6 protein-coding genes are annotated in these 6,247 nt (G+C 73.1%); all 6 read left to right on the forward strand.

From position 1 onward, the window contains the following. Positions 1-76: 76 nt before the first annotated feature. Positions 77-1,720, forward strand: a complete 1,644-nt coding sequence (locus KHA85_RS15765) for a bifunctional uroporphyrinogen-III C-methyltransferase/uroporphyrinogen-III synthase (protein ID WP_213186537.1) — start codon at positions 77-79, stop codon at positions 1,718-1,720. A gap of 84 nt (positions 1,721-1,804) precedes the next feature. Further along, positions 1,805-2,842 (forward strand): porphobilinogen synthase, encoded by a 1,038-nt coding sequence (hemB, locus tag KHA85_RS15770; protein WP_213186539.1) that lies wholly within the window; start codon positions 1,805-1,807, stop codon positions 2,840-2,842. Then, positions 2,839-3,447, forward strand: coding sequence for a hypothetical protein (locus KHA85_RS15775; protein ID WP_213186538.1), 609 nt, complete (start codon positions 2,839-2,841; stop codon positions 3,445-3,447). The genes hemB and KHA85_RS15775 overlap by 4 nt, the downstream gene beginning before the upstream one ends. Further along, positions 3,434-3,973: a transport-regulating membrane protein Mce1N gene (gene mce1N, locus KHA85_RS15780; protein ID WP_308936976.1), complete on the forward strand. Its 540-nt coding sequence runs from the start codon at positions 3,434-3,436 to the stop codon at positions 3,971-3,973. The genes KHA85_RS15775 and mce1N overlap by 14 nt, the downstream gene beginning before the upstream one ends. Beyond that, positions 3,970-4,275 (forward strand): hypothetical protein, encoded by a 306-nt coding sequence (locus KHA85_RS15785; protein ID WP_236885803.1) that lies wholly within the window; start codon positions 3,970-3,972, stop codon positions 4,273-4,275. The genes mce1N and KHA85_RS15785 overlap by 4 nt, the downstream gene beginning before the upstream one ends. Before the next feature lie 222 nt (positions 4,276-4,497). Further along, a partial coding sequence (locus KHA85_RS15790) for an alpha/beta fold hydrolase (protein ID WP_308936977.1) occupies positions 4,498-6,247 on the forward strand: 1,750 nt, incomplete at its 3' end.

A 6,247-nucleotide genomic window follows, 5' to 3' on the forward strand; every position in this document is an offset into this window, starting at 1 on the left:
TCACCGACCCCTGACCCCCGAACTCCCACCTCGCGCGCAGCCAGTGCGCGACACCCACCCGACGGAGAGACGAACAATGACTCGAGCACGCACCACCCGCCCCGGAACCGTCCGCTTCGTCGGCGGCGGTCCAGGCAACGCGGGGATGCTCACCTGCCGGGCCCGCGAGGTCCTCGCCGGCAACGCGCTGGTCTTCGCCGACGCAGACGTGTCGGCCGACGTACTGGCCCTGGTCGCCACCGAGGTCCCCGTCCCGCAGGAGCTGCTCGACGCGCGTCAGGCCGAGATGGACGCCGCCGTGGCCGCCGAGGACAAGGCCGAGGTCAAGCGCCTCAAGGCCCTCCCGGCGCCCACCGCCGCCGACGTCCGGCCCGTCCTCGGTGAGCCCGCCGCCGTGGCCAAGCAGCTCGTCGCCGAGGCCAAGAAGGGCCGCGACGTCGTCCGCCTCGTCACCGGCGACCCCATGACCACCGACGCGACCGTCACCGAGATCGCCGCCGTCGGCCGCACCGTCGTGCCGTTCGAGGTGGTCCCCGGTGTCGCCGAGGCCACCGCCGTGCCCGCCTTCGCCGGCATCGCACTCGGCTCCGGCTACGTCTTCGCCGACGGCCGCGGCAAGGTCGACTGGGCGGCCCTCGTCGGCTCGCCCGGACCCATCGTCCTGCGCACCACGACCCGCCACCTCGCCGAGGCCGCCTCCAACCTCGCCGAGCAGGGCCTCGCCGCGGGCACGCCGGTCACCGTGACCTGCTCCGGCTCGCTCTGTGCCCAGAAGTCCGCCGACGGTACCCTCGCGACCCTGGCCGAGGTCGGGCGTGACATGGAGGGCGACCTGGTGGTGACCATCGGCAAGTCCGCCGGTGAGCGGCACCGTTACCAGTGGTGGGAGTCGCGTGCCATGTTCGGCTGGAACGTGCTCGTGCCCCGCACCAAGGCCCAGTCCGCCGAGATGAGCGAGCGCATCGCCGAGCACGGCGCCGTGCCCGTCGAGGTGCCGACCATCGCCGTCGAGCCGCCCCGCAGCCCCGCCCAGATGGAGCGCGCCGTCAAGGGCCTCGTCGACGGCCGCTACCAGTGGGTCGTGTTCACCTCCTCCAACGCGGTGCGCGCCGTGTGGGAGAAGTTCGTCGAGTTCGGCCTCGACGCCCGCGCCTTCTCCGGCGTGAAGATCGCCTGCGTCGGCGAGGGCACCGCCGCCCGCGTCCGCGAGCTGGGCATCCAGCCCGAGCTGCTGCCCAGCGGTGAGCAGTCCAGCCTCGGCCTGCTCGAGGTGTTCCCGCCGTACGACGACGTCCTGGACCCCGTCAACCGCGTCCTGCTGCCGCGCGCCGACATCGCCACCGAGACCCTCGCCGAGGGTTTGACCGCCCGCGGCTGGGAGATCGAGGACGTCACCGCCTACCGCACCGTCCGCGCCGCCCCGCCGGCCGCCGAGATCCGCGAGATGATCAAGACCGGCGGGTTCGACGCCGTGTGCTTCACCAGCTCCTCGACCGTGCGCAACCTCGTCGGCATCGCCGGCAAGCCGCACGCCCGCACGCTCATCGCCTGCATCGGGCCGCGCACCGCCGAGACCGCCGCCGAGTTCGGCCTGCGCGTGGACGTGCAGCCCGAGAACGCGTCGGTGCTGGAACTGGTCGACGCGCTCGCCGCGCACGCCGACCACCTGCGCGCGGCCGGCGAACTGCCGCCCCCGCGTCGCCGCGCCCGCCGGCGCTGACCCGGGACGCGTCCCCGGCGCGCGGGTGCCCCTCGGAGCGCACCCGGCGCCGGTGACGGCGACTTTCGTACAGTGGGACACGTGATGACACCGCACGACGACACCGCCTCCGTCCCCGCGCCGCTGGTGCGGCCGCGTCGACTGCGCTCGACGCCGGCCATGCGTCGGCTCGTCGCCGAGACCACGCTCGCGCCGCGTCAGCTGGTGCTGCCGGCGTTCGTCGCCGACGGGATCGACGCGCCGCGCGACATCTCGTCGCTGCCCGGGGTCGTCCAGCACACCGTCGACTCGCTGCGCCGCGAGGCCGTCGCCGCCGCCGAGGCCGGGCTCGGCGGCATCATGCTGTTCGGCGTCCCGCTCGACGCCGACAAGGACGCCACCGGAAGCTGTGGCGCCGACCCCGAGGGCATCCTCAACCGCGGCCTCGCGGCCGTCCGCGCCGAGGTCGGCGACGACCTCGTGATCATGGCCGACACCTGCCTCGACGAGTTCACCGACCACGGGCACTGCGGCGTCCTCGGAACCGACCCGCGCGGCGAGCAGATCGTCGACAACGACGCCACCCTCGTCGCCTACAACGACCTCGCCGTGTCCCAGGCCGCCGCCGGCGCCCACGTCGTGGCGCCCAGCGGGATGATGGACGGCCAGATCGCCGCCATCCGCGAAGCCCTCGACCGCGAGGGGCACCAGGACGTGGCCCTCCTGGCCTACAGCGCCAAGTACGCGAGCGCCTTCTACGGCCCGTTCCGCGAGGCCGTCGGCTCGTCGCTGCGCGGCGACCGCCGCACCTACCAGCAGGATCCCGCCAACATGCGTGAGTCCCTGCGTGAGGTCCAGCTCGACCTCGACGAGGGCGCCGACATGGTGATGGTCAAGCCCGCCATGTCCTACCTCGACATCCTGCGCCAGACCGCCGAGATCTCCGAGGTGCCCGTGGCGGCGTACCAGGTCTCCGGCGAGTACGCGATGATCTCCGCCGCGGCCGAACGCGGCTGGATCGACCACGACCCGGCCGTCATGGAGTCCCTGACGTCGATCCGACGCGCCGGCGCCGACATCGTCCTGACCTACTGGGCCCTTCACGCCGCCCGCCTGCTCTCCGAAGGCTGGGGCTCGCGGTGACACGCGCCAGCGGTCCCTGGCGACCGCCCGCCCGGCCCGAGCAGTCGGGCACGCCGGCCGAGCCCGGCTCGCCCACCGACCCCGCGGCGCCGCCGCCGGAGGAGATCCACACGGCGTGGGTGCTGTGGCTCGCCGCCGCCGCGTTCGGGCTCGTCGGCATGCTCCTCAACGCCGCGACCGCGAGCTTCAGCGACCTGCCGGCCGCCACCCGGGACGCATTTCGCGACGCCGTCGCCGACACCGGAGCCGTCGACATCTCGGTCGAGGACATGTTCTCCATCTCCCTGGCGGTCGGTGCCGTGGTGGCGCTGCTCGCCGCCGCCGTCACCGTGTGGCTGGCCTTCCGCCTGCGGGCCGGCAAGGGCTGGGCCCGCACGATGCTCGACATAGTTGCAGTCTTCCTGATCGTGGACGCGGTGTCCGTGATCGTCGGCGTGTTCGGCGGGGTCGCGGTCGCGGGGGAGCGGGGTGACATGGTCAGCTTCATCGTCATCGCCCTGCAGATCCTTGCCGGGCTGTGCGCCGCCACCGCCGTGTGGCGCCAGCACACGGCCGAGGCCATGAAGTTCACCACCCCGGGCGGCGGCGCGCGTGCCGGCAAGTGACGCGGCCGCCACACGGCCGGGCATAGAGCCCGAAGGCCCCATCCTGTACGCCGAAGACGGCTCGAGCTGGGCGTGGATCCTCGCCGCCCCCGCGTTCTGCGCGGCCGCCGCGGCGTTCGAGCTGATCACCGGCGCCCCCGTGCACTGGTTGATGCTGACCGTCTGTGCGGTCGCGTCCGCGCTCTGCCACGGCGTCATGATCGCCGCCACCCGCGTCCACGGTCGCGTCCGACTCACTCCGCAGGTGTACATCCAGGGCACCGAGGAGCTCGGCGTGGACCAGATCGACGCGGTGCTGCCGCTGCCGGGCGCCGGTGCGCCCGAGGCCTCGTGGGAGACCGCCCGCACACTCGGCGAGTTGCGGGAGGTCCCGCGCCGCCGCGGCGCGGTGGGACTGCGCCTGGACTCCGGCGCCGAGGTCCGCGCCTGGGCCCGCGACCGCGCCGCCCTGCACGCAGCCCTCAGCAGTGCGGTCGCGGCGGCCGACGGCGGGGCGGGACGCGCCGGCGGGCCGGACCCGGCGTGAGTTCGCGTCGCCTCGCGGTGGCCGCCGTCGTCACCGCCGCACTCGCCGTACTGCTGTGGTGGCTGTCCCGGGACGTCGTCTCCGTCCTGCCGCCGGTGGTCGACCCGCCGGTCGAAGGGCCCATCGAGCGGGTGCGAACCGACACCCGTCTGCTGCTCGCCGCCACCGTCCTGGCCGGCCTGACTCTGGTTCTGACCACGCTCGCCATCCTCCGGCGCTCCCCCCCCGTCGCGGGGCGTGACATATCTATTTCTAGCTGGGGTTTTCCGCGCGTTCCGGAAGCCCCGGTAACGATCGTGTGACGGTTCGCTGAGTCCGCACGGGGCTCCACCCGCGTGGCGGGTGTCACGGGCTACATTTGTCGCGGTTCGGACGCATGTGACGCTCGTGAAATCGAGCAGTCGCTGCGTCCGATTCGCCGGAGAGACACCTACAGCACATGGAATCGGGGATCGGTGCAGCCGTCTAGCACTTTTGTTGGCACAACGGCGGTCGTCGGGGCGATCGCACTTCTGGGAACCGGAGTGGCCTCGGCCACGCAGGTCGAATGGCAGGACTGCACCGAGATGCTCGGGATCGAGGCCGAGTACGTGCCCGCCGGCCTCGAGTGCGGGACCGTCGAGGTCCCTGTCGACTACAACGCCCCCGACGCCGCCATGACCAAGGTCGCGCTCACGCGCATCAAGGCCTCCTCCGGGCAGGCGCGCTCCACCGTGTTCGGCAACCCCGGTGGGCCCGGCACTTACGCGCTGAACTTCTGGAACCCGGCCCCCGACGGCAGCGGGCCCGAGGGGCTCTACGAGAACCACGACCTCGTGGCCGTCCAGCCGCGTGGCCTGTTCGGCTCGAACCCGATGGTCTGCAACGTCGACTTCGTCGGCCCGAACACCGTCAACGCGCTCCACGACGCCTGCTACGGCACCGACCCGGAGTACATGGCGTCCATGACCACCGAGAACGCCGCCCGCGACATGAACGCGGTCCGCGAGGCGCTCGAGTTGGCCGAGATCGATTACGTGGGCGTCTCGTACGGCACCGCGATCGGCACCGACTTCGCCACCCTGTTCCCCGAGAACACCGGGCGCATGGTGCTGGACTCCAACACCCACCCCGACTGGCGCTGGTCGAAGCAGGCCGAGCAGGGTGCCCTGGCGCAGGAGCGGCGGGTCAACGACATCTTCGCCTGGATCGCCGAGCGCGACGACTACTACGGCCTCGGCGACACCCCGCTGAAGGTGTTCCACTCGTGGAAGTGGGTCACCGACCAGGAGGTGGGCGGCCCCGCCAACCTCACCCCGCCGCCCGCCGAGGCGCGCGACCTGCCCGTCGAGCTGCGCGGCACCCCTGTCGAGCGCCCCGCACTCGACGTCATCAACGGCACCGCCCCCGCCCGCGCCCGCGTCGAGGGCTTCGCCCGGGCCGCGGCCCTGCAGGGGCTGACCAACAACGCCACCACCGGGCTCTACGACGCCACGGTCGGCGCCACCTATTCCGAGCAGGCGTGGCCGATGCTCGCCCACATCCTCAAGTACTACAACGACGGCGGGAACATCGCCCGGGTCGACTACGAGACCGTGGGCCTCATGCTCGCCGCGCAGGAGAACCGCTCGCCCGTCTACCGCACGGACGTCGAGATGAACTCGATCGTCACCTGCAACGAGACCGCGGCGCCGGCCGACCAGCTGGGCGTCATGTCCGCCAAGGTCGACAAGTTCACCGGCGGCAACCGGCTCACCACCCGCGCCGCCGTCGAGGCCGCCGGGGACGACTGCGTGGGCTGGGAGCCCGTCGCGCGGACCATCAGCCCGAACGGGGACGCGCTCGACGAGAAGCCGCTCGTGCTGCACTCCGAGGACGACGCCGTCACGCCCATCGCCGGCGCGCACCGCGTGGTCGAGGCGCTCGGTGGCGCTCTGGTCACCGTCGGCGGCGGCGACCACGGCACCTTCCGGACCGGCAACGAGGCCGTCGACAAGCTGGTGATGGACTTCCTCCGCACCGGCGTCGCCACCCCGGGGCACGTCGACGGCAAGCCGTCGCCCGCGCCGCTGCCCCGCTGGGGTGAGGCCGAGCGCATCGCCGCGGCCCAGCAGGGCATGTCGGCGCCCGTCGAGGGTGCTGACGACTGGTACGGAACCCACCGCGACGCGGGCGTCGGCGCGGGCGCCACCGACGCCGCGGGGCTCGGTTCCGTCGGCGCCCCCGCGACCGGCTCCGTCGGCACCCCCGCGGACGCGCCCGCCCCGGCGACCGGGTCCCTCGGCGTCCCTGCCG

Origin of the sequence: Dietzia massiliensis (assembly GCF_018390595.1) — a bacterium.
In the GTDB taxonomy this organism is placed as follows: domain Bacteria; phylum Actinomycetota; class Actinomycetes; order Mycobacteriales; family Mycobacteriaceae; genus Dietzia; species Dietzia massiliensis.